Below are 20,320 nucleotides of genomic sequence, written 5' to 3'. Positions count from 1 at the left end.
ATCAGAGCCCGAGACCGCCAAGGCAGACATATTTGGTATCGAGATAGTCCTCGATGCCCTGATGACCGCCTTCCTTGCCGAGTCCTGATTCCTTCACGCCGCCGAACGGAGCTTCGACCGTCGTGATCAGGCCCTCATTGATGCCGACCATTCCGTATTTCAATCCCTCGGAGACGCGGAACGCCCTGCCGAGATCCTGTGTATAGAAATAGCTGGCGAGACCGAACTGCGTGTTGTTTGCGAGGTCGATTGCTTCCTGTTCCGTCTCGAACTTGTAGACCGGAGCGACGGGGCCGAATATCTCTTCCGAGGTGAACAGCATGTCGACCTTGGCGTCGCCAATGACGGTGGGTTCAAAGAAGCTGCCGCCGAGCGCATGGCGCTTTCCACCCGTGACGATCTTCGCGCCCTTCTTCTTCGCGTCATCGATGAATTCTTCCACCTTCTGAACGGCCTTTTCATCGATCAGCGGCCCTTGCTGCGTGCCGGATTCCAGTCCGTCACCGACCTTGAGCTTGTCGGTGGCAGCCGCGAACTTCTCGACAAAGCGGTCATAGATGCCGGCCTGCACCAGGAACCGGTTGGTGCATACGCAGGTTTGGCCGGAGTTGCGGAACTTGGCCATGATTGCACCTTCGACCGCGCGGTCGATATCCGCGTCGTCGAAGACGATGAATGGGGCATTGCCGCCAAGCTCCATCGAAACCTTCTTGACCGTATCAGCTGCCTGCTTGATGAGAATCTTGCCGATTTCCGTGGAGCCCGTGAAGGTGATCTTCCGCACCAGGGGATTGCTGGTCAGCTCTCCGCCGATCTCGGTTGCCGAACCTGTCAATATGTTGACGACGCCTTTCGGGATACCGGCCTCCTCGCACAGCGCGCCCCAGGCAAGTCCCGAATAGGGCGTCTGCGTGGCGGGCTTCACCACAACCGTGCATCCGGACGCCAAGGCGGGGCCGATCTTGCGCGCCAGCATGGATGACGGGAAATTCCATGGCGTGATCGCGCCAACGACGCCGACCGGTTCCTTCGTGATCATGATCCGCCGGTCGGCCCATGGTGAAGGAATGACGTCGCCATACATCCGGCGGGCTTCCTCTGCGTACCAGAGAATATAGGCGGCGGACATGCCGACTTCGCCCTTGGACTCTGCCAGGGATTTTCCCTGCTCCATGGTCAGGAGCTCGGCAAGTGCGTCCTTATTCTCAAGGATGAGATCGTGCAGCTTGCGCATGAGCTTGGATCGCTCCAGCACCGAAGTCTTGCGCCAGGACTTGAAGGCCTCGGCGGCGGCATCGATTGCCCGTTGCGTCTCGGCCTTGCCCGAATTCGGAATCGTGCCGATCTTCAGCCCGGTCGCGGGATTGATGACGTCGATCGTCTTGCCTGAATCTGCCGCGACCCACGCTCCGTCGATGAGATTGGCCTGCTTCATGAACTGGCTGGATTTCTGCAACATCATAGTCTCCCTGAATTCTGAGGGTTATGGTCCTGGTAGCGTCCGTACTGGATGAACCTTAATTGCTGTCAGCAAAGCCGCCTGGTCGGGGCCATCGGTACCCTGCTCTTTTTCCGCGAAAGCTGCAACGGGGCAAACCGTCCTAGCCGTAGATATGGGTGACGACGAATATCCAGAACAAGAGGCTTGCTGCGGAAAGACCCGTGGCCATCACCATGGAATTGGAAGCGAGCGCCTGGCCGGTGCCGAATCGCGTCGCGATGAGATATGAGTTGACGCCGGCTGGCAGGCCCGCCGATACCACCGCAATTTTCGCGGTAAACGCCGGTAACCCCAGCAACAGCACGGCGCCGAGCACCGCTGCCGGCATGATCATCAGCTTGATCACGGACATGGCGAGACCCGCGGCGATATTGCCCGAAACACCGAATTTCTTCAGGCCCATTCCCATGGCGAAGAGCGCAACCGGACCGGCCACGCTGGCCAGCGTGCCGATCAGCGCATCGACGGTCTGCGGCATGGGCAAACCTGCGAATCGCCAGAGCCAGCCGCCCAATATCCCCAGCACGAAGGGATTGCGCAGCAGGCTCGTAAAAAAGGATCGCACCACCGCGGTGAAACTATGTTCTCCATCGAACACCTTGTCGCGGCGCAGCGCGACTTCATGCAGGCAGATCGATGCGGCCATCATGATGGGCATGTGAACGGCGACGATCAGGGACAGGACTGCAAATCCGGGCTGTCCGAACACGCCGAGTACGAGCGGCATGCCCAGGAATACGAGATTGGAGAACGAGCCGGAAACACCCGCGACCACCCCGGCTCGATTGTCGCGCCCGAACAGGAGTTTGATCGCAATATCCGAGGCAGCCCATGCAATCGTGACGCCGCTGAAATAGGCGATCCACAGCCCCCATGGCGCAGTGCCATGGAAATCGGCGGTGACCATCGTGCGGAAGAGCAGCAATGGTGCAGCGATCATGAACACGAATTCGGACAGCCCATCGCCCACGCGCTCATCCAGCAACTTGAAGTGTGCAGCGGCGTAAGCGATGGCAATCACACCGAACACAACGAGAATTGTCTGAACGAGGCCCATCGCCATCCGCAATAAGCCCGCCGGGCGCGGGTCGCAAGGGTGAACGGCCGTTCTCCTTCACTTTTTGCGAGCAAATCCCCATTTCGACTGGTAAGGAGGACCAATGCCTGCAAGATTCCCTTATCTGGCGACCGCAGCCTTGCTGTGTCTGCTGCTCGCCTCCATGGTTCCAAGCGCCGTGGCGACGGAGGCAGCCTGGGCGCGCATCCAGAGCGGCGGCTATACGATATTGCTGCAAGCCGGAGAAACGCCGAGAGCCGCTGCCCAGCCGGGCGATGACGAGTGCAGCGGAAGGGTCCTCTCCGACCGTGGCCACCAATTGGCGCAAAAGCTTGGTGCGCGTTTTGCCGCCCGCTCGATACGCATCGAGAAGCTGTTGACGAGTTCCTCCTGCGCTGCCCGTGAAACAGCACGTCTTTCGTTCGGTTCCGTCGCCGCCGAAGTCCTGCCATCGCTCGACACGGGGGCGGACCAGCAGCAGACCGAGGCGCTTCGCGCCGCCATCAACACATTTCAAGGCAAGGGAAATCTGGTAATCATGACCGATCGCAACCATATTGCGGCCCTGACCGGCATCACACCGCGCCCTTCCGAAGCAGTTGTCGTGGCGCCCGCGAAAGATGGACAGACGATAAATGTCGCTGGACGAATTATATTCGATTGAATTGCACGAGGCGCATGGGTCTTTCCCTGCGCCGTGAAAAAAGCTAGATAGCGCCCCATGAAGCATCTGTGCCTTGCCGAAGGCACCTACAACACAAAGGAACATCCATTGTCCGATACATTCGACAAAGTTGCCGATATCATTGCTGAAACGAGCGAAATCGATCGCGACTCGATCACCCCCGAGAGCCACACGATCGACGATCTCGGTATCGACAGTCTCGACTTCCTCGACATCGTCTTTGCGATCGACAAGGCGTTCGGCATCAAGATTCCGCTGGAACAGTGGACGCAGGAAGTCAATGACGGCAAGGTTCCGACCGAAGAATATTTCGTGCTGAAGAACCTTTGCGCCAAGATCGACGAACTCGTCGCTGCGAAGAAGGCCTGATCCAGACCGGCCTGCCGCTCTCTTCTCGATCAACCGGGTCCACCGTAAAGCGGTGTTGCGAAAAATGCAGAACAATACCGTCCTTATCACTGGCATCGGACTTATTTCTTCGCTTGGAGAAGGCGTCGAGGCGCATTGGCAGGCGCTGAACGATGCGTCGGCGCCCCGAACGGACAGCGACAGGTTCAACCCCTATACGGTGCATCCGCTGACGGAAGTCGATTGGAACAACCAGATTCCGAAGCGCGGCGACCAGCGCCAGATGGAAACCTGGCAGCGGATCGGCACCTATACCGCCGGGCTGGCCCTCCAGGATGCCGGCATCAAGGAGAACGAGGCGCTATGCACGACCATGGACATGGTCGTCGCAGCCGGTGGCGGCGAGCGCGATGTCGCGGTCGACACGCAGATTCTTGCCGAGGCCCGCGGCCGCAACGATCTTGGCACGATGCTGAACGAGAAACTGTCGACGGAACTTCGGCCGACATTGTTCCTTGCCCAGCTTTCCAACCTTCTCGCCGGCAATATTTCCATCGTCCACAAGGTTACGGGATCCTCGCGCACCTTCATGGGCGAAGAGGGTTCGGGGATTTCCGCTATCGACACCGCCGTCTCGCGCATCCGTGCCGGGCAGAGCACGCATGCGCTCGTTGGCGGCGCGTATAATGCCGAACATCCGGATATGTTGCTGGGGTTCGAGCTCAACCAGATGCTCAAGACCGATGGCTGGTCGCCGCTATGGCAGCGCGAGAATGCCAGCGGCGGCGGTATCGTCACCGGATCCGGTGGTGCGTTTCTGGTGCTCGAAAGCGCCGACCATGCGAAGCAGCGCGGCGCACGCGCCTATGCGGCAATCGATAATGTCTTCGGCGAGCAGACGAGGCGCAACCGCGAGGATCTGGAAACGACGATAGCCAAGCTTCTCGGCGCAGCCAGCGCGGAGAGCACTGCCGATCTCATCATTTCCGGCGCAAGCGGGGCCAAGCGGGTGACCGCAGCCGAGAAAGCGGTGCTGGACTCGTTCGAAAGTTCCGCCATTCGCGGATTGGCGACGAAAACCGGCCATATGCGCGAGGCGCAATTCCCGTTGGCTGTGGCGATCGCGGCGCTTACCGTGTTCAAGGGACAGGCGTTCGCTCCGCTCGACAGCGAGCACGAGAAGGCCGGACCGGCGAAGGTCACGAGTGCGATAGCAACCTCCATCGGCGCCACGCGCAGCGAAGGCGTCGCCCGCCTGACCAAGGTTTAAAGGATATCTCCATGTCCAAATATACCGATCATCTAGGCCGTCCATTGGTTGCCATCACGGGGCTCGGCGTCGTTTCGTCGCTCGGACAGGGCAAGCAGGAAAACTGGACCGCGCTTACCTCTGGCACGTCCGGCATTCATACGATCACCCGTTTTGCGTTGGACAATCTGCGCACGCAGATCGCTGGAACCGTCGATTTCCTCGAGGAAAGCAGCAAGGGCGCTTCGGCGCTCTCCGAGAAACTGGCCTCGCTGGCTGCTGAAGAGGCAATCGCGCAGGCGGGCTTCAAGACGGATGATTTCGGTGGCCCGCTTTTTCTGGCAGCCCCCCCGGTCGAACTCGAATGGCGCAATCGCTTTGCCCTCGATGCAGCGGTGAAGAGCGAAGGCGAGCCCGGATATGATCTGCTGCTTGCCGCCTGCCGCCAGCAGGCTCACACGGAAATGTTCAATACGGCCGAGTTCGGCTTCATCGCCGAGCGTCTCGCTGATACTTTCGGCACGCGGGGCCTGCCGATCACGCTTTCGACCGCCTGTGCGTCCGGCGCCACGGCGATCCAGCTTGGCGTCGAGGCGATCCGGCGCGGCGAGAGCGACAGGGTGCTTTCGATCGGAACCGACGGCTCGGTCTCCGCTGAAGCTCTGATCCGGTTCTCGCTGCTGTCCGCGCTCTCCACGCAGAATGATCCTGCCCACAAGGCCGCCAAGCCGTTCTCCAAGGATCGCGATGGATTCGTGATGGCTGAAGGCAGCGGTGCGCTGGTCATGGAATCGCTCGAAGCGGCGGTTGCCCGCGGCGCAAATATCCTGGGCATCATGCGCGGATGCGGTGAAAAAGCGGATGATTTCCACCGTACGCGGTCGAAACCCGATGGATCGCCAGCCATCGGCGCCGTTCGTGCGGCGCTCGATGACGCCGGCATCAAGGAAGACGCCATCGACTACATCAATGCGCATGGCACTTCCACGCCGGAAAACGACAAGATGGAATATCTGGCGCTTTCCACCGTTTTTGGCGAAAGGATATCGTCGCTTCCGGTCTCGTCGAACAAGTCGATGATCGGGCACACTCTGACCGCGGCCGGCGCGATCGAGGCGGTTTTTTCGGTTCTCACCATCCAGACCGGGACCATTCCGCCGACGATCAATTATGACAACCCCGATCCGGCGATCGCCCTCGACGTCGTGCCCAATGTGAAGCGCGAAGCCAGCGTCTCTACGGTGCTTTCCAGCTCCTTCGGCTTTGGCGGACAAAATACCTGTCTTGTAATGACTGCAGAACCGCACTAATCCCCTTCCCTAAAAGGAAAACGGATATGCGCGCATTACAACTGGTTGAAGACCGCAAACTCGAGATCGTCGATCTGGCACCCCCGCCTCCGCCGGCTGCCGGCGAGGTCACCGTCAATATCAAGGCCGTCGCCCTCAATCATATCGACGTCTGGGGTTGGCGCGGCATGGCATTCGCGAAACGCAAAATGCCGTTGACGATCGGGGCCGAGGCCTCCGGCGTCGTGGACGCCATTGGTCCGGGTGTGGCCAACCTCCTTCCGGGCCAGCTCGTTTCGATCTACGGGGCCCGTACCTGCGGCCTCTGCCGTCCGTGCCGGGAAGGCCGCGACAATCTCTGCGAGCATGTCTCCGGCGTTCATGGTTTTCATCTCGACGGCTTCGCCCAGGAGAAGGTCAATCTGCCGGCGCGGCTGCTGGTACCGGCCCCTCCCGGTGTCGATGAAATCGGCGCGGCGGTCGCGCCCGTCACCTTCGGCACGGTAGAGCACATGCTCTTCGACAATGCCAAGCTCGAGCCCGGCGAAACGATCCTGATCCATGCGGGCGGCTCCGGCATAGGCTCGGCCGCGATCCAGCTGGCTCGCAAGATCGGTTGTACGATCATCACGACGGTTGGCTCGGACAGCAAGATCGAAAAGGCCAAGGCGCTCGGCGCCGATCATGTCATCAATTACCGTGAAGACCGCTTTGAAGGCGTCGTCCGAAAACTGACAAAGAAGAAGGGCGTCGACGTCGTGTTCGAACATGTCGGCGCCGATACCTGGGCCGGCTCGATGCTCTCGCTCAAGCGTGGCGGACGCCTCGTCACCTGCGGATCGACATCGGGTGTCTCGACAAGCATGAATCTGATGATGCTGTTCCAGCAGCAGTTGAAGCTGCTCGGTTCCTTCGGATGCCGGATGGAGAACATGGCTGACGCCATGCAGAAGATGGCGCGCGGCCTGGTTCATCCGGTCATCGACACCGAAGTCGGTTTCGACGATATCGATACCGCGTTGAAGCGAATGGAAGGCCGCGACGTGTTCGGCAAGATCATATTGCGCATCAATTGATCCAGCAATGAAGCTCAAATACAAGCTCGCCCTCTTCCGGTGGAGCCAGAAGTTGAAAATGTTCAACTACTGGCTGTCCGCTCATTTCGTGTTCGGCATCTTGCGGTTGCTGCAGCTCTTGCCGGCAAGGGCAGCGATGAATTTTCTGGATTCCGCTGCGCGACGGGTTGGCCCCTGGCTCGGCCGCCACAGGGTCGCCATGAACAATCTGCGCAAGGCCTATCCGGAAAAGGACGAAGCCGAGCTTCAGACGATCGCGCGCGAAATGTGGGGCAACATGGCGCGCCTCACCGGCGAGTACATCTTCCTCGACGCTATATTCGACTATGATCCGCACAGCGACGAAACGGGCCTCGTCGAGGTGAAGGGACGCGAGATCTTCGAGCGCATCCGCGACGAAAAGGACCGTCCTCACATCTTCTTCACCGGCCATACGGGGAATTTCGAACTGCTGCCGATATGCGCGGCCACGTTCGATCTGAACGTCACCGCGTTGTTCCGCCCGCCCAACAATCCCTATGTCGCCAAGAAGATCTTGAGCGCCCGGCGCACGAATATGGGTCATCTCGTACCTTCAAAGGCGGGTGCCGCCTGGTCGCTCGCGACAGTCCTCAACGCGGACGGCAATGTGGGCATGCTGGTCGACCAGAAGTTCCGTCGGGGCGTACCCTCGACATTCTTCGGCCGGCCGTGCAGGACGAACCCGCTCCTCGCGAAGCTGGCGCGGCAATATGAATGCGACGTCTATCCGGCGCGCTGCGTCCGCCTTCCTGGCGGCCGGTTTCGTCTCGAACTCGAGGAAAAGATGGAGCTGCCGCGCGATGAAAAGGGCGGCGTCGATATAGCTGCGACCGCGCAGGCGCTGAACGACAAGGTGGAAGCCTGGGTCCGCGAATATCCCGGCCAATGGATGTGGTTCCACAAGCGCTGGAACAGCTAGGGTCATGGTCGCTCAATAATAATTCATCACGGCGTGCCTTGCCTCCGCGAAGAACAGCCAACGCTCGACCAGAACGCCGACAGAATGGCTCAGAACGGCGAAGACGAGCACCGAACGCAAGGGCAGGCCGCCCAGCGCCAGGGAAAGCAGCAGCAGTGCCGCCGGCAGCAGAAAAGCGCAGACAAGCGCAATGGCCCACAGCTTCGCCGAATGTTTCCTCGCGACGCGGTAGCCCATTTCCCGCGTGAGATAATTGTCGAGCGTATGGGGACGTTCGAATAGCCGCACCCGGCCGATACCGCCCAGCCCTGTCGCGCTTTCCGGTGTCGAGAGCGGCTGGTTTCGCAACATCCGCCTGCGCCACGCCAATTTGCTGGCCATCGCGCCGAGGAGCAGCAGCAATCCCGCGCCGGCAAGCAGCCTCGTGCCCGGGGCGAAACAGGCGGCGAGCAGAACGCCCCCCGTCAGCGACAAGAGCAGGAAGCAGGCCGGCGTCAGGGCGCTGTGCCAGGCGTCTATGCCTTTCAGCGACGTGTAGATCATCGACGTGCAGAACACGGTGAGCATGGCGCCGGCGGCGCCGATATAGCCGAGGATGGGCTCCGACTGTCCTGTGAACAGCAACAGCCCGGCGTTCAATGTCAGAGGCACGAAGGTTCCAAGCGCCATCACGCCTTCGCGCGACAGCCAGCTCGACCGCCATTGGCTGAGCGCGCGCCATGCCCGTTGCGGATTGCCGAGGTGGAAGAGCGACGCGATCAATCCCGCCGCTATGAGCACCAGCGCCAGGATATGGGCCAGCACCGTCGATGGCAGCGAAGGCTCGAGCCCGCCAAGGCCAAGAACGACGGCAAGCCCATAGCCCAGGCCTGACAGTACCGTGAATATGATCATCGAATAGGCTGGATGCATTGCGTCAGATCCGGTCCAGCGTCTTGTCCAGCCAGGCGAAGAAACCGCGAGCGCCTTCCGTGTTCTCCGCCAGCGGCATGGCAGGTTGCTGGTCGGCCAGGGATATTCTTGGTCGCGGCGGCAGATATTTGTTGGTTGGCCGTGTGCCCTGTTCAGGCATGAGGTCATAGCCGCCGCGCTCGGCAACCATGATGGAAACTTCGGATCGCGGGTCGCCAAGATCGCCGAAATGGCGAGCGTTCGCCGGGCAGGTACGGACACAGGACGGAACCCGATCTTCCTCTTGCAGCGCTTCATTGTAGATGCGATCCACGCACAGCGTGCATTTCTTCATGACGCCGGCAGCCAGATCCATCTCGCGAGCGCCGTAGGCACAGGACCAAGCGCACAGCCCGCAACCGATACATTTGGTCTCGTCCACCAGAACGATGCCGTCGCTTGCGCGCTTGTATGACGCTCCGGTGGGGCAGACGGTGACGCAAGGCGCATCCTCGCAGTGGAGGCATGATTTCGGAAAGTGGACGATACGGGCCTGTCCGGCCTCGCCGATCACCTCGCCGCCTTCCGGGACGACCTCGTAGCTGTGAATGCGGTTGAGGAACGTACCCGAGACGTCGTCTCCATAAGGATGCTGGTCGGACAACGCGCTGCCATATCCGCCAGTGTTCCATTCCTTGCAACTGACGACGCATGCGTGGCAGCCGACACATACGTCGAGATCGATGACCAGCCCGAGACTGGTTGTACCGCGATCCTGCGGAAGACTGGTCATTGCTTGCTCCACTCCTGGCCATAGCGCAGTTCGCTGGCCGCGCGGGCCTGGCCCGCCGGACGCCCGACCGGCGCAAAGGACGGCTCGGCCAGTTCAAGACCGGGCTCGGCCTTTTCGATACGCACGCGCAGATCATACCAGGCGGCCTGCCCGGTGATCGGGTCGGAATTGGACCAGCGCATGCCGTCGCTCTTTGGCGGCAGCAATTCATGGATGAGATGGTTGAGCAGGAAGCCCTTATTGGCTTCCGGCGCGTTCGTCTCGAGCGCCCATGCGCCTTTGCGCTTGCCGATGGCATTCCACGTCCACAGCGTCTTCGAATTTACCGCATCCATGCGGGCGATCTCGCATTTGATCCGGCCATGGCTGGAGATGACCCATGCCCAATCACCGTCGCTCAGGCCGAGTTCGTTGCAGATCGGTCCCGGAACATAAAGCGGGTTTCTGGTGTGTATCTGTCTGAGCCAGGCATTCTGCGAGCCCCAGGAATGATACATGGCCATGGGCCTTTGCGTCAGCGCGTGGAAGGGAAAGACCGAATTGTCGGTTTGCTGCTCTTCGAGAGGCATGTACCAGTCCGGCAGGGGATCGAAATAATCCACCAGCCGCTGCCTGTATGGCTCAGGCGCCACCGGCTCGCGCACGCCTTCGCCCGACAGCCGGAACTTCTGCAGGGTTTCCAGATAAAGCTGTATCGTCACCGGCTGCGGCGTATCGAAAAACCCCATATCGATGGCGAATTGCTGATAGGCGGCGTTGTGGTGCTTGAAGTAGAGTGCCTCGGCCGGAATATGCTTCTGCCAGAAGGCGCCATTGCCGATGTAGCGGTCGAGCTGGCTCTGGTTGGGTTGTCCCCTGCCCTCGTCCAGTCCATCCTCACCCCGCCAGCCGGACAGCGGTCCGATACCGGGCTTGCGCTGGTGATTGACGATGTAGTCCGCATAATCGCGGTAGAGCGGTTGCCCCTGCGGATCGACGAAGCCCGGAAGTCCGAGGCGCGCACCGAGATCGATCAGAACCGACTGGAAGCCTCGAACGTCGCGCTCTGGCTGAAGTACCGGCCAGCGGACCGCGTCGCAAACCGCGTCGGGTTCCGATATGGGCCTGTCCAGCAATGAGATACAGTCATGGCGCTCCAGATAGGTCGTATCCGGCAGGACGAGATCCGCATAGGCCACCATTTCCGATGAATAGGCGTCGCAATAGATGATTCGCGGTATCTTGTACTCGCCCGTCGTTTCATCGCGCTCCTCGAGCATCCGGATGGTGCCGCGCGTGTTCATCGACGAGTTCCAGGCCATGTTGGCCATATAGAGGAACAGGACATCCACAGGATAGGGATCACCGGCACAGGCATTGGCGATCACCATGTGCATCATGCCGTGCGCCGAAAGCGGAGCTTCCCAGGAAAACGCCTTGTCGATGCGTTGTGGCTTGCCCTGATCGTCTACGAGCAGATCCTCCGGCCCAAGGGGGTAGCCGAGATGCGGTCCTGCCAGCGGATTGCCGGGCTGGACATGTGCCGGTTTCCCGTGCGGGCGAGGGTGAGCCGTCGCGGGTTTCGGGTATGGCGGCTTGTAGCGATAGCCGCCAGGGCAATCGATGGAGCCGATGATGGTCTGAAGGACGTGCAGCGCCCTCGCCGTCTGAAATCCGTTCGAATGCGCTGAAATCCCGCGCATGGCGTGGAAGCTGACCGGCCGCCCGATCATCACCTCGTGATATTCGCCTTTCATGTCCGTCCAGGGTTGCTGCAGGATGATCTCTTCCTCAAAGGCAACGCGGGTTATCTCCGCAGCCAGCCCTCGTATGGTCGCCGCATCGATCCCGGTCTGCTCCGCCACAGCCTCGGGCGCATATCTGGGATCGAGATATTTCTCGGCCATCAGCCGCAATACGCTGCGCACCTTGCGACCGTCCGCAAGGACGAAGTCCGCGTTGAGATCGGGGGAATGCCCGAACGCATCGAACCTGACCAGGGCACCCGTCCCGCGGTCGCGTATCAGCGCCTTGCCAAGATCGTCGCGCAGGAAGAGGCCGTGGTCCTCTCCTCCCGGATTGTCGATGACCAGCCAGGGCGCATTCGTGTAACGCTGGAGATAATCGAGGTCGATCCTGCCGGTGAGAAACAATTGATGGATGATCGACAGGATGAGCAAGCCATCGGTCCCGGGACGAATGCCGATCCAATTGTCCGCCACGGCTGAATATCCGGTGCGGATCGGATTGACCGAGACGAAGCGCGCTCCCCGCTTTTTCAGCTTGGATATGCCGATCTTTATCGGGTTCGAATCATGATCTTCCGCGACGCCGAACAGGACGAAGAGTTTGGTCTTGTCCCAATCCGGCGCGCCAAACTCCCAGAAAGCGCCGCCGATCGTATAAATCCCGGCGGCCGCCATGTTCACGGAGCAGAAACCGCCATGCGCGGCATAATTCGGCGTGCCGAAATTCTGCGCCCAGAAGCTCGTCAGCGCCTGGCTCTGGTCGCGTCCCGTGAAAAACGCCAGCTTCTGAGGCGCCGTCTCCCTGATCGGCGCCAACCATTCGACCGCGAGCGACAGCGCTTCCTCCCAGCTGATCGTCTTGAACTCGCCCGACCCCCTTGGCCCGGTGCGCAGCAGAGGCGCCTGCAGCCGCGCTGGCGAATAGTGCTGCATGATGCCGGCCGAGCCCTTGGCGCAGAGGACGCCCTTGTTGATCGGATGGTCGCGATTGCCCTCGATATAGCGGATCTTGCCGTCCTTCAGATGCACGTCGATGCCGCAGCGGCAGGCGCACATGTAGCATGTGGTCTTGGCAATAGCGTCACCCACCGGTTCGGTTAGGGTCAGATCTGGTTCTGACGTCATGACGCGCTGCCCCGCTCGCTTTACTCTGTGACACCAGTTTTATAAGAACAATTCCAATCTACAAACACGCAAACGACATTTCCCGCGCAAAGTTTGATGCCGGATTCATCGATATCCGGCTCCTGCTGTGCTCGCAGCACGAAACGCGCTACATATCGATTCACGAGCACCGAATACTGGAGAAACGGTAGAATGACGTTGTGGAGATCTGCGCTGCTTGCCTTGACGCTGGTCCTTGGATCGGCGAGCGCCCATGCCGCCAGGAGCGATCTGGTGCTCGGTGTCGTCCTTGAGCCGCCGCATCTCGATCCCACCGCCGGCGCTGCTGCCGCGATAGACGAGATCGTCTATGCGAATGTGTTCGAAGGACTGACACGGATAGGCGCGAATGGCGAAGTTCTACCTGCATTGGCGGAGAGCTGGGACATTTCCGACGATGGCCGGGTCTATACGTTCAAGCTTCATGGCAAGGTGCTTTTCCACGATGGCACGACTTTCGACGGGGAAGATGTGAAATTCTCGCTGGATCGCGCCCGCGACGCGAAATCCGTCAATGCGCAGAAGGTACTGTTCGAAGGTATCGAGAATGTTGAGATCGTCGATCCGCTGACGGTGCGCATCACGCTGAAACAACCGGATGGCGATTTCCTCTATAATATGGGCTGGGGAGACGCGGTGATCGTGGCACCGGAAACGGCCGCGACAAACAAGGAAAGACCCGTAGGCACAGGCCCGTTCAAATTCGGCAATTGGGCCAAGGGATCGCAGATCACACTATTGCGCAATACCGCCTATTGGGGCAGCCAACCGGCGCTGGAGAAGGCGACGTTCCGCATCATACCGGACCCTGCCGCCGCCACGGCAGCGCTTCTTGCCGGCGATGTTCAAGCTTTTCCGGTGTTTCCGAGCTATGAAACGGTACCGCAATTCCAGACCGATCCGCGTTTCAAGGTGGTGATCGGCACGACCGAAGGCGAGACGGTTCTGGGCATGAACAATGCCAAACCTCCATTCGACGCATTGAAAGTCCGGCAGGCGATCGCGCATGCGATCGATCGCAAGGCACTGATCGATGGAACAATGTTCGGATTTGGGACGCCGATAGGCTCGTTCTTCCCGCCGCACCATGCAGCCTATACCGATCTGACCGCCAAATCGGCCTATGATCCGGAACTTGCCAAGAAATTGCTGGCGGAGGCGGGTCACCCGCAGGGATTCAAGACGACGCTGAAACTGCCTCCGCCCGTCTATGCGCGGCGCGGTGGCGAGATTATCGCGGCGCAGCTCGCGGCCATCGGCATAGAAGCCCAGATCGTCCCACTGGAATGGGCGCAATGGCTCGACCAGGTGTTCAAGGGCAAGGATTACGATCTGACGATCGTATCCCATACGGAGCCGAACGATCTCAATATATTTGCCCGTGACGACTACTATTTCAACTACAACAATCCGGCCTTCAAGGAACTGATCAAGACCATTGCCGCGACTTCGGACCAGGCGCAACGTGCCGAACTCTACCGCGAGGCACAGACTGTTCTCGCCGACGATATGCCTGCGGCCTTCCTGTTCCAGCTTCCCAAGACGGGTATCTGGGATGCCGGCGTCGAGGGGCTTTGGGAGAATGGCCCGATCCAGGCGAATGATCTGACCAATGTCAGATGGACCGACTGAAGCTCGCAGGCGGATTGGGCAGCGATGGCAAATTACGCGATCAGACGTCTGTTCATAAGCCTTATGACGCTTCTTGCGGCCAGCGCGGTTATCTTCGCCCTCATTGAAATCCTCCCCGGCGATCCTGCCCGCATCATGCTGGGAATGAATGCTTCGGAGGAAGCCATACGGTCTCTCCAGGAACAGATGGGACTGAACCAGCCGCTGTTCATGCGTTATTTCAGCTGGCTTTTCGGCATGCTGACCGGGGATTTCGGCCGCTCCTATACCTATGCCGTTCCTGTCGCCGACCTCATTCGCGAGCGCGTCGTCGTATCGCTGCCTCTGGCGGTATTGTCGCTTGTCCTGTCTACCGCCATCGCGATCCCCATTGGAATATTCACGGCCTCGCGGCGCGGGCGGCCCGCAGATACCGCCATCATGGGCGCCACGCAGCTCGGCATAGCACTGCCGAATTTCTGGCTGGCGCTGCTTCTCGTCTACGTGTTCGCCATATCCTTGCGGCTCGTTCCAGCCGGTGGATTTGCAGGCTGGGAGACCGGCACCTGGACAGCGCTTAAATCGCTGCTGCTGCCTGCCTTTGCCCTTGCCTTGCCGCAAGCAGCGATACTCGCCCGGATAACGCGCTCCAGCCTGATCGAAACCCTGGCCGAGGACTATATTCGCACCGCCCGCGCCAAAGGACTGAGCCCGGCGCAGGTGCTCTACCGCCACGCTCTTCGCAACGCCTTCATACCGGTGGTGACGATCCTGGGGCTGCAGTTCGCGTTCCTGCTGGCCGGCACGATCATCATCGAGAACGTCTTCTATTTGCCGGGTCTCGGGCGGCTCGTCTTCCAATCCATCACGCAGCGGGATCTCATCGTCGTCGAGGGCGTCGTCGTCCTGCTCGTCGCGACGGTCATCCTGATAAATTTTCTCGTGGATTGTTCCTACGCTCTGATCGATCCAAGACTGGCGGCAGACCGATGAACGGTTGGCGCAAATCACCAGCCCGTTTCAAGATCGGCTTGCTCATCATGCTGGTCGTAGGATTGACGGCCCTCTGCTCGTTCGTCTGGACACCCTACCCGCCGACCGCCATCGATATCGCCAGCAAGTTGCAGCCTCCCTCGATGCGACACTGGATGGGCACGGATCATTTCGGCCGCGACATTCTTTCCATGGTCATGGTCGGCAGTCGAACGTCGATCGCGGTAGCCATTGCCGCCGTTGCCATCGGCATCGGCATCGGTGTTCCCATCGGACTGTTGGCGGCAGAGCGGCGGGGTCTGATCGACGACGCGCTGATGCGGCTGAATGACCTCATATTTGCGTTTCCCGCCCTCATTTCCGCGATCATGATCACGGCGGTCTTCGGCCCCGGTGCGCTCAACGCCATCATCGCCATCGGTATCTTCAATATTCCGGTTTTCGCCCGGGCGACGCGGGGAGCAGCGCTTTCCATCTGGCCACGGGAATATATCCTCGCCGCCCGTTCGACCGGGAAAAGCGACCGTCGGATCACCTTCGATCATGTCTTCCCGAACGTCTCGCACCTGCTCATGGTGCAGGCGACGATACAGTTCTCGCTCGGCATCCTTGCGGAAGCGAGCCTTGCCTATGTCGGGCTCGGGACCCAGCCGCCGATGCCAAGCTGGGGCCGCATGCTCTTCGATGCCCAGACGATGATCGGGGTGGCGCCGCACATGGCGATATTCCCGGGCCTCGCCATTGTCGCGACGGTGCTCGGGCTCAACCTTTTCGGTGACGGGCTGCGCGACATGCTGGACCCGAGGGCCTCCTCCCGCTGATCAGAACAACAGCCCGACAAGGAAGAGTACCGCCACCACGCCCGTGAATATGGCCGTCGCGACGCGGAAAATATGCAGGCCATCCTCGATATTCTCTATGCCCGCATCGCGTCGGCCGGCACCGTTGAGCATGGGTTCGTTGGCGACCGCCCCGCCATAGACGCGCGGTCCCGCCAGCGCCACATCGATGGCGCCGGCCATCGCCGCTTCGGGCCAACCGGCATTCGGCGAACGATGCAGGCGGGCATCGCGCATCATCACGTCGAAGGATTGCCGGGCCGCGCTCCCGCCGTGAACGAGACAGGCTGCGGCTGCGATCAGAAGCCCGGTGAGCCGCGCCGGCACCCAGTTCGCCACGTCGTCGAGCTTCGCGGCGAAGCGTCCAAAATGGCGATGCCGGTCATTCAGGTGACCGATCATCGAATCGGCCGTGTTCAGCATCTTGTAAGCGAGCAATCCGGGAAGTCCGAGCAGCGCATACCAGAAGGCCGGCGCGACGATACCGTCCGAACTGTTTTCGGCAAGGCTTTCGATCGCGGCACGGCTGGTCGCCGCCTCATCCAGCACTTGCGTATCCCTGCCGACGATCATGGACACGGCCCGCCGCGCGCCCTCCAGGCCCTCCTCGCGCAGCGCGGTTGCTACGGCCTCGACATGATCGCCGAGGCTCTTCTGTGCCAGAAACACTGCCACGACAAGCGCCTCCACCAGCCCGCCAAAGGGCGGGATGAGGGCAAGTGCGGCGTGAATGACGGCACCAACCAGCGCTGCCAGAAGCAAGAGTGCGAGCACCGACAAGAAACCATCGCGCCGACGCTGCTGGTCGGTATTGGCAGCCAGATTGAACCTGTGATCGACAAAATCGATGGCCTTGCCGAATAGCACGACGGGGTGCGGAATCGTGCGCCAGAGCCAATCGGGATCGCCGAAATATCGGTCGGCCAGCAGCGCAAGAAACAATATCAGCAGATTGATTTCCATTTGCACCCAATCCATCACTTCGGCCAATCAGCTTGGGCCGCTCGTAAAGCAAGAGTAAGACGAAGATGCAATTTGTCGGCATCGTTCCGATCGAGCGGCACGCCGAAGCGAAGACGGTCCGCGAAATGCTCGAATTTTCGGGTCAGAACGCGCTGCCTGCACAGAGAATCATGCAGCCCGTGCGCCTGTTCGTGCCTGACGAGCGAGAAAAGCGCCGTGCCGCCGATCTCCATCAAACCATGCGCAGCCAGCACCTCGCTCAGCAGCTTGCGCCTCGTCTGCAGTCTCGACGCAAAGGCATCCAACGCCTCGCCGCCGGCAAACGCATGCGCCGCAATGGCGAGCGCAGGCCCCGATACGGCCCAAGGGCCCAGCCTTTCCCGCAGGAATAGCCCTGTCTCCGGTGATGTCAGGGCGAATCCAAGCCTCAAACCGGCCAGACCGAAGAACTTTCCGAATGATTTGAGGACGATCAAACCCTTTTTGCCGGCGTCGGCGGCAAGGCTGTTTTCCGGATGCATGTCCGCGAAGGCCTCGTCGACGACCAGAAAACCCTGACGATTCGCCATTTCCTCGGCAAGTTTCAACAGATCGGCCCGATCGACGCTTCGGCCGTCGGGATTGTTCGGATTGACGATGACAACAGCGCCCGCAGAGACCGGAATCTCGCGCAAACTCGAACAATGGCGGATTGCCCAGCCGGCCTTGGCGAAGCAAAACTCGTGTTCCTGATAGGTCGGTCCGACCACGGCCACCTCGCCGCTCGGCTTCATCCAGGGCATGAGCTGGATCAGGGCCTGCGTGCCCGGTGCCGCCACGATCGCAGTGGCCGGTGCTGCACCATAATAGGTTCGCGCGCCGTTCAACGCCTTGGTCAAAAGTCCCTCGTCCGGCAGGCTGTTCCATATATCGGAACTCATATCGGGTAAATGGAACGGCTCGGGATTAATGCCCGTGGAGAGGTCGAGCCAGTCGCTGCGGACCCCGCCATATTGGCTCATGGCGCGGTCGAGCGCGCCACCATGTTCGATCTTTTTCATTCAGGCCAAGTCGATAATGTGCATGTAGGAACCCGAAACCGAGCCATTTCTCAGTCCCGCTTCTCCCAGATCTTCGTTCAAGGCATCGCGAACCCGGAACAGCCGCGGGGCGCTTCCTTCCTCGACGATCGTTGCGTAGTGGAACTCATGGCCGGTAAGCGGCGAGGCGAACGGGCCACCCGGGAGAGGCTGGAGCCGGCGATAGCCGAGATGAAGCTTTCTTTTGGCAAAGCTCGTCCGCAACGGCAGCAGACCGAGCATCTTGTGCTCATTGCCTTCCGCGTCCTCAAGTGATTCCCCCAGCACCATATAGCCACCGCATTCCCCATAGACGGGAATCGAGCGGGCGGCAGCCTCGCGAATCCCGTCGCCAAAAACCTGCGCTGCGGCCAGCCTCCCCGCGTGAAGCTCGGGATATCCGCCCGGCAGATAGATGGCATCGCTGTCGACCGCCGGCGCTTCGTCGGCCAGCGGCGAGAAATAGCTGACCTCTGCTCCCCGCCTGCGCCAGCCATCGATGAGATGAGCATAGGAAAAGGCGAAGGCATTGTCCCGCGCCACGGCGATCCGCTGTCCCAAAGGCGGGACGCGCTGCACATTGGCCATGGATTCGCTTGGCCCCCACCGTCCCGCGATCTGGCGAATGCTCTGCAAATCGACCGCGCCGGCAATGACTTCTCCGGCATTGGCGATGAAATCATCGATATCCTGATGCTCCCCCGCCTGGACGAGGCCGAGATGACGCTCCGGCAATGCCAGGCCCGCATCGCGCGGGACCACCCCGAGCACCGGTATTCCCACCGGCTGCAGTGCCCGCCTCAGCAGGCTTTCATGCCGGACGCTGCCGACCTTGTTCAGGATCAGTCCGCCAATCATCACATTGCGCCGGAAATCCCTGAAGCCGCTGACCAGCGCGGCGATGGATTGCGACTGACGCGCGCAATCGACGACGAAAATAACTGGAAGCTGCAGCCGCTGCGCCAGATCCGCACCCGAGCCTTGCCCGTCGATCGCCCCATCGAATAGACCCATCATCCCTTCGACGAGCAGCATCTTGCCGCCTTCCGTATGGCGTGCAGCGAGCGCGCTTATCAGGTCGGGGCGCATCGCCCATGGGTCGAGATTGATGCAACTCGTTCGCGCAGCGATGGCATGATATGCCGGATCTATGTAGTCGGGCCCGGCCTTGGCCGGCACAACATCGGCGCCTGCGTCCTGCAATGCACGCAAAAGCCCGAGAGTGATGGTCGTCTTGCCGCTTCCGGATGCGGGAGCGCCAATCAGTATTCCCTTCATGCGGTATCTCTTTTCTTGCGCGTACCGAGAGGGTCGCGCGTGAGCACCCGGCCCTCGAGCGCGCCAAGCCAGTCCAGCGCGCTCCGCAGTCGCACCACTTGTCCGATCACGACGATCGCCGGCGGCTCAAGACCTGCTGCCTCGACATCCGCCTCGGCCTGCGCGAGTGTCGTTTCCACCACCCGCTGCACATTGGTCGTGGCATTGCAGACGAAGGCGACGGGATCGGACGCTGCGCGCCCGCCTGCGATGAGCCGCGCCGCAATCGTGCCTATGTGTTTCATGGCCATGTACATGACGATGACGGAAGAACCCTTTGCTATGCTTGCCCAGTCCATGGCATCGGGTACGAGGCCGCTCGCATCATGCCCCGTCAGGAAGGTGACGCTCTGGTTCGTTTCCCGGTGGGTAACGGGAATGCCCGCATAGGCCAGCCCGCCAATGCCGGCCGTGATTCCCGGAACGATGCGGAACGGCACGCCATGTTCGACCAGCATGAGCGCCTCTTCGCCCCCCCGCCCGAAGACGAACGGATCGCCGCCCTTCAGGCGAACCACCTTCTTGCCGGCTCGAGCCAGTTCGACCAGCCGCAACGAAATATCGCGTTGCTGAGGCGAAGGCTTGCCGCCCCGCTTTCCTGCATATTCCAGCGCTGCCGCCGAGTTCGCATAGGAGAGGCAGTCTTCATTTACGAGCGCGTCGTAAATGATCACATCTGCCTGCTCGATGCCGTTCAACGCATGCAGCGTCAACAGCCCGGGATCGCCCGGACCGGCGCCCACCAGCCATACATGACCCGCTTCGAGTTTCGGCAATTTCACTTTCGCGCTCATAAGTCACCCCGCCTGCTGGCGCATA

At 60.8% G+C, this 20,320-nt stretch carries 18 protein-coding genes; 9 read left to right on the top strand and 9 right to left on the bottom strand.

What is annotated here, in order from left to right; translation table 11 throughout:
* Position 1: 1 nt before the first annotated feature.
* Together M8997_RS02955 and M8997_RS02950 are read right to left on the bottom strand one after the other, a co-directional pair.
* Entirely contained in the window at positions 2-1,459 is a 1,458-nt protein-coding gene (locus M8997_RS02955) for an NAD-dependent succinate-semialdehyde dehydrogenase (protein ID WP_250013493.1), read from the bottom strand.
* A gap of 142 nt (positions 1,460-1,601) precedes the next feature.
* Entirely contained in the window at positions 1,602-2,558 is a 957-nt protein-coding gene (locus M8997_RS02950; RefSeq protein ID WP_250013491.1) for an AEC family transporter, read from the bottom strand.
* 103 nt (positions 2,559-2,661) lie between these two features.
* On the opposite strand from M8997_RS02950, the gene M8997_RS02945 reads away from it, so the two are divergent.
* From M8997_RS02945 to M8997_RS02920, 6 genes are all read left to right on the top strand, one after another.
* On the top strand, positions 2,662-3,222 hold the full coding sequence (locus M8997_RS02945; RefSeq protein ID WP_250013490.1) for a histidine phosphatase family protein: 561 nt from the start codon (positions 2,662-2,664) through the stop codon (positions 3,220-3,222).
* A gap of 108 nt (positions 3,223-3,330) precedes the next feature.
* Positions 3,331-3,612: an acyl carrier protein gene (locus tag M8997_RS02940; RefSeq protein WP_008123430.1), complete on the top strand. Its 282-nt coding sequence runs from the start codon at positions 3,331-3,333 to the stop codon at positions 3,610-3,612.
* Between the two features lie 64 nt (positions 3,613-3,676).
* Positions 3,677-4,861, top strand: coding sequence for a beta-ketoacyl-ACP synthase (locus M8997_RS02935; protein ID WP_250013489.1), 1,185 nt, complete (start codon positions 3,677-3,679; stop codon positions 4,859-4,861).
* An 11-nt stretch (positions 4,862-4,872) separates the two neighbouring features.
* Complete coding sequence (locus M8997_RS02930) at positions 4,873-6,150, top strand: beta-ketoacyl-ACP synthase (RefSeq protein ID WP_250013488.1); 1,278 nt, start codon at positions 4,873-4,875, stop codon at positions 6,148-6,150.
* Between the two features lie 26 nt (positions 6,151-6,176).
* Positions 6,177-7,205: a zinc-binding dehydrogenase gene (locus M8997_RS02925; protein ID WP_250013487.1), complete on the top strand. Its 1,029-nt coding sequence runs from the start codon at positions 6,177-6,179 to the stop codon at positions 7,203-7,205.
* Positions 7,206-7,212: 7 nt separating this feature from the next.
* Complete coding sequence (locus M8997_RS02920) at positions 7,213-8,145, top strand: lipid A biosynthesis lauroyl acyltransferase (protein WP_250013486.1); 933 nt, start codon at positions 7,213-7,215, stop codon at positions 8,143-8,145.
* 12 nt (positions 8,146-8,157) lie between these two features.
* Here the strand turns inward: M8997_RS02920 and M8997_RS02915 are convergent, their stop codons facing one another.
* The 3 genes from M8997_RS02915 to M8997_RS02905 are packed head-to-tail and all read right to left on the bottom strand — an operon-like array spanning position 8,158 to position 12,681.
* Entirely contained in the window at positions 8,158-9,057 is a 900-nt protein-coding gene (locus M8997_RS02915; protein WP_250013485.1) for a DmsC/YnfH family molybdoenzyme membrane anchor subunit, read from the bottom strand.
* 4 nt (positions 9,058-9,061) lie between these two features.
* A complete protein-coding gene (locus tag M8997_RS02910; protein WP_250013484.1) occupies positions 9,062-9,829 on the bottom strand; it encodes a 4Fe-4S dicluster domain-containing protein in 768 nt (255 codons plus the stop codon).
* The gene (locus M8997_RS02905) at positions 9,826-12,681 is read right to left on the bottom strand and encodes a molybdopterin oxidoreductase family protein (protein WP_250013482.1); all 2,856 of its coding nucleotides are present in this window, start codon (positions 12,679-12,681) and stop codon (positions 9,826-9,828) included. Before M8997_RS02905 ends, M8997_RS02910 begins: the two co-directional genes overlap by 4 nt.
* Before the next feature lie 192 nt (positions 12,682-12,873).
* Here M8997_RS02905 and M8997_RS02900 point away from each other — a divergent pair, with 192 nt between their 5' ends.
* From M8997_RS02900 to M8997_RS02890, 3 genes are read left to right on the top strand one after another with little or no spacing between them, the layout of a single operon-like run.
* Positions 12,874-14,352 (top strand): ABC transporter substrate-binding protein, encoded by a 1,479-nt coding sequence (locus M8997_RS02900; protein WP_250013480.1) that lies wholly within the window; start codon positions 12,874-12,876, stop codon positions 14,350-14,352.
* A 24-nt stretch (positions 14,353-14,376) separates the two neighbouring features.
* Complete coding sequence (locus M8997_RS02895) at positions 14,377-15,324, top strand: ABC transporter permease (RefSeq protein WP_250013477.1); 948 nt, start codon at positions 14,377-14,379, stop codon at positions 15,322-15,324.
* 47 nt (positions 15,325-15,371) lie between these two features.
* Entirely contained in the window at positions 15,372-16,145 is a 774-nt protein-coding gene (locus M8997_RS02890; RefSeq protein WP_250014375.1) for an ABC transporter permease, read from the top strand.
* Here the strand turns inward: M8997_RS02890 and cbiB are convergent, their stop codons facing one another.
* The 4 genes from cbiB to cobA are packed head-to-tail and all read right to left on the bottom strand — an operon-like array spanning position 16,146 to position 20,295.
* Entirely contained in the window at positions 16,146-17,126 is a 981-nt protein-coding gene (gene cbiB / locus M8997_RS02885) for an adenosylcobinamide-phosphate synthase CbiB (RefSeq protein WP_250013474.1), read from the bottom strand.
* 14 nt (positions 17,127-17,140) lie between these two features.
* Entirely contained in the window at positions 17,141-18,166 is a 1,026-nt protein-coding gene (cobD, locus tag M8997_RS02880) for a threonine-phosphate decarboxylase CobD (RefSeq protein ID WP_250013472.1), read from the bottom strand.
* A complete protein-coding gene (locus M8997_RS02875) occupies positions 18,167-19,462 on the bottom strand; it encodes a cobyrinate a,c-diamide synthase (protein ID WP_250013469.1) in 1,296 nt (431 codons plus the stop codon). It lies immediately after the preceding gene.
* Positions 19,459-20,295: a uroporphyrinogen-III C-methyltransferase gene (gene cobA / locus M8997_RS02870; RefSeq protein ID WP_250013467.1), complete on the bottom strand. Its 837-nt coding sequence runs from the start codon at positions 20,293-20,295 to the stop codon at positions 19,459-19,461. Before cobA ends, M8997_RS02875 begins: the two co-directional genes overlap by 4 nt.
* Between the last annotated feature and the right edge of the window lie 25 nt (positions 20,296-20,320).

The organism is Phyllobacterium sp. 21LDTY02-6, assembly GCF_023554255.2.
In the GTDB taxonomy this organism is placed as follows: Bacteria; Pseudomonadota; Alphaproteobacteria; order Rhizobiales; family Rhizobiaceae; genus Phyllobacterium.
The sequence above is the reverse complement of the archived record's forward strand: the minus strand, read 5'-3'. Positions and strand labels throughout refer to the sequence as shown.